Raw genomic sequence first — 3,832 nt, forward strand, 5'->3', positions numbered from 1 at the left:
TCGCCGTGCGACCCTGGGCTTGCAATTGACGCACGATGCGGGAGCGGCCATAGGTGCCACGATGCTTGCGGTGGATCGCCGCGACTTCCACATCCAGGGCCGCGTTCGCTTGCGCCCTCGCGCTGGGTGGACGAACGCGCCACTGGCAATATCCGCTGCGTGAAACGCCCAGAATCTGGCATAGACGGGTGATACTGTACTGGTCGCGGTGATCGTCGATCCAGGCGTACTTCACCTCGACCCCTTCGCGAAGTACGCCGTCGCTTTTGAGAGAATTTCAATATCCAGTTTTGCGCTGGCGAGTTCCTTGCGCAGCCGGCTGTTCTCTGCCTCCAACTCGCTGATCGGGCGCGTAACACGTGCAGCGCTCACGTCACGACCACTCGTCTCGATACCGCCTTCGAAACTGCGGCTACGCCGACTCCAGTTCCCTAACGTTGCCACTGGCACCCCGAGCCTGCGCGCCGCTTCATGCTGCCCGACTGTTTCGGCAAGCCTGATGGCCTCAACCTTGAACTCGTTCGTGTATTGCCTTTTCGGCACTGACTTCTCTGACATGCAATCCTCCGTACAAACAGGAAATTAACAAAATTCCTGCTGTACGCGAAATCGAGGCATGGTCAGCCCGAGAGGAACGCAAGCGCCAGACGCTGACCAAGATGGCCTCCCTGCCGGGCATCAAGACGCTGGAGCAATACGACTTTGGCTTCGCCAGCGGCGCACCGCGAGCCCAAATCCAGGAGCTGGCCGGGCTGGCGTTTATCGAACGGGCCGAGAATGTCGTGCTGCTCGGGCCATCTGGCGTGGGCAAAACGCACATCGCCTGCGCCCTGGCGTATCGGGCGACACAGGCAGGAATCAAGACGCGCTTCACGACCGCCGCCGACTTGATGATGCAGTTGGCCACAGCCCGGCAGCAGAACCGGCTGCGGGAGTTTTTTAACCGCGCCGTGGTTGGCCCAAAGCTGCTGGTTATCGATGAAATCGGCTACCTGCCGTTTGGACGCGAGGAAGCCAATCTGTTTTTTAACGTGGTGGCCAAGCGATACGAGCGCGGAGCCATCGTGCTGACGAGCAACCTGCCATTTACGCAGTGGGCCACGGCATTTGCCGACGACCAGACGCTGACTGCGGCGATGCTCGACCGGCTGCTGCATCACGCGCACATCGTGCAGATTGCAGGCGAAAGCTATCGGCTGAAGGACAAACGGAAAGCTGGACAAACTACACGCGCAGGCGCGAAAGCCGCCGCGTGACACGGAGCCTGGGTGGGTCAGATTTACTTCGGCGATACGCCGGAAGGTGGGTCAGATTTAAACCGGCGTTGACAAGCAGCGACTCCGCCAGCAGCAGCTTCAGCCGGGGATTCTCCGCCTCAAGCGTCTTGAGGCGCTTGACGTCGTCGCTCACCATCTCGCCGAACCGTTTGCGCCAGGCGTAAATCGACGCCTCGCTCACGCCATTGCGCTTGGCCACCTCAGGGATCGTATCTCGATCCGCTTCGCGCAGAATTCGCACGATCTGCTCGTCGCTGTACCGGCTTTTCTTCATACCAACTCCTCGTCTGAGCTGAGGAGCCATTATCTCTAGATTCCATTGGTACGAAATTTCACGGACAGGTCACGCCCGCCGCCAAAGCCAAAGCTGTTCGCGCTGTAGTCGGAATGGTTCTGGATGTCGGAGAACGTCAGCGTGCCTGTCGTCAGTTGGTTCTTCCACGGATCCGCTGTGCTCGCGATGTACGCGCTCTTCAAGTCCGTGTTACCAGCAACGGTGACGCCGCCCCCGATTAGCGAGCGTAGTGCAACCACCGCCCCCAACTCCCTAGACACCCTTGGTAAAAAAATATTCGGCAGGTCAGTGCCATTACATTCGAGCGCGACACGCCGAGAACTTCACAAACCAGTTTCACCGGCCGTCCTCCGGCAGCAACGGCGAGTGCACTATAGGCAACGGCGCCAGCGTGTCGATCCAACGCGCATGCGTGTTACCGCTGGATCAATTCTTTTGGCGCAGCTTCATCCGGGGGAGAGGCGGCCCAGTACAAAGATTTCCTCAAATGTGACACGACTCGAATTGCTCTTAGTCGTTACTCGGAATCCAGTTAAATCGAAGAGTATTTTTAAATTCCCCTCACACAAACATTAAAAATATTACTCACAATATAAAATCATCCAAAGCAGATAAATTTACCAAAACCGATTCCACGCTCGCCTCCATTCTGAACCTATCCGCATCCTCAAAAGACCAAAATTCCGAAGGAGAAAAATAGTGAGGACCAATGCCAATTTGAATTCCAGTCAGAAAAATACCTCTATCCTGACCGAGAGATACGCGAACAACTGTTTTTCGATCCACAAGGTAATGGGAGTACAGAGTCCCCCACTCGTCATTCCTTGATCTAAGGAAATTCTTCACGTATCGACCTTTAGATCGATAGTAATCAATCACGCATTGATCAACGAGATCTAGACTTTCCGCATCATTTTTTAATTGCATGAAACAACCCTCCTGTCCCTTCTTGCAATACATACCCATTTCTCTGGAGATAATCGTACTCCTTCGCCGTGTATGACAACTCGCTTACAGATCTTGGGTCCAATGTAAAGACGAAATTCTTGCCTTGTGCCATCTGCTGGTCAAGGAAAGCCCGATTTATGTTCCACATCTTATCCGCCCCCATCTGTCCTTGGACGGCGTTCCAGTCTGACATGGAAAAATACGTCGAACCTCTCGACGCAGCTACAGCCTCATACGAGCTCTCACTTCCGGCGATGTACTTTCCTAGTACCACTTCCGACGATGCGGCATTATGCGTTGAACTTACTGCTGCCTGCCTATATGCCTGCTGCAAGAGCTCTGGCGCAGCGCCGTCTCGGTAAAAGTTGTTGATTTTGGCTGCCATCGCAACTGCTGCACCAGTTCCTGCCGGCATTGCAGAACTGGCAAAGAGCTCACCCGAGCCGATGCCAATCTGATTCATGCATAGAACGATGTTTGTCGCACATACCCTCGACGCCGCAACAACGCCCGCGGCAATCTCGGGTGCGACCCCTGCAGTTAGCACCCCAGCAACAACAGTCAGACCTAGCGCCGGATTCCCTCTGGCTGCGGGTAGGGCGAGTTGCTCAGGAGTGGGCGAGCCGTCCCGATTCCCATTCATAAGTGGCTTCCGAAATTCTTCGGAAGTTGTCTGGAACAATCCGGTGGCAACCTGATTTATGTATGCGATAGCAACCGGATCACCGCCCGGACCTTTGCTTGCGATTTCATCGACAAGACGATAGCCGTTCGCCAAAAGCATGTTTTCCGCTTGGCCCTGGCTTATGGCCTTTCCTGTGGTTCTCTCGTAGAACTCTGCGAAACTTTTCGCGTTGTCTTTGGCCCACGTCCGCTCATCGGGATGCAACTGCCGGTTAAACCGATCAACGTTATATCCAGCAAACGCTCCCGAACCACCACCAACCGCTGCCCCCACCGCAGTACCAACGCCCGTCGCCACAATCTGCGCCAACGCCTGATCGATGTCGGCATTTCCCGTCGGACGGGCCTTCTGAATATTCTCGCTCAGTTCGTTCAGTGTCCCGCCGAGCTTCGATGTCAGCCCCGCACCTAACGCACCGCCAAGCGCATTGCCGCCTCCCAAGCCCGCGATGATCGCGCCGCCAGCGGCGTGCATTGCCGCACGGTAGTCGCCGCCCTCCTTCCAGTCGTCCGCTTCCTTCTGATACTGCGCCTTCAACTCCGGATCGGTCGTGGCGTAGGCCATCTTTAGCGCCGCTTCTCGCTTCTTGTCCGCATACGTCCCAATATCCCGCGCCACCGCTTCCCC

2 protein-coding genes and 5 pseudogenes are annotated in these 3,832 nt (G+C 56.1%); 1 reads left to right on the forward strand and 6 read right to left on the reverse strand.

Annotated features, from left to right (window positions below):
* Positions 1-235, reverse strand: a pseudogene (locus tag W930_RS31190) (IS3 family transposase); the annotation flags it as partial.
* Positions 232-558, reverse strand: coding sequence for an IS3 family transposase (locus W930_RS31195; RefSeq protein WP_023597417.1), 327 nt, complete (start codon positions 556-558; stop codon positions 232-234). The pseudogene W930_RS31190 and the gene W930_RS31195, both read right to left, overlap by 4 nt.
* Positions 559-626: 68 nt before the next feature.
* Between W930_RS31195 and istB the strand changes: the two are divergent.
* A pseudogene (gene istB, locus W930_RS28805) lies at positions 627-1,256 on the forward strand (IS21-like element helper ATPase IstB); the annotation flags it as partial.
* Between the two features lie 82 nt (positions 1,257-1,338).
* On the opposite strand, the pseudogene W930_RS29925 reads toward istB, so the two are convergent.
* The 4 genes and pseudogenes from W930_RS29925 to W930_RS30545 form a co-directional block, all read right to left on the reverse strand.
* A pseudogene (locus W930_RS29925) lies at positions 1,339-1,551 on the reverse strand (transposase); the annotation flags it as partial.
* A 41-nt stretch (positions 1,552-1,592) separates the two neighbouring features.
* Positions 1,593-1,787 (reverse strand): annotated as a pseudogene (locus W930_RS30540) (hypothetical protein); the annotation flags it as partial.
* A gap of 370 nt (positions 1,788-2,157) precedes the next feature.
* Positions 2,158-2,499 (reverse strand): hypothetical protein, encoded by a 342-nt coding sequence (locus W930_RS30305; protein WP_144347287.1) that lies wholly within the window; start codon positions 2,497-2,499, stop codon positions 2,158-2,160.
* Positions 2,483-3,832, reverse strand: a pseudogene (locus W930_RS30545) (hypothetical protein); the annotation flags it as partial. The pseudogene W930_RS30545 and the gene W930_RS30305, both read right to left, overlap by 17 nt.

Source organism: Pandoraea sp. E26 (assembly GCF_000681415.1).
Taxonomy (GTDB): domain Bacteria; phylum Pseudomonadota; class Gammaproteobacteria; order Burkholderiales; family Burkholderiaceae; genus Pandoraea; species Pandoraea pnomenusa.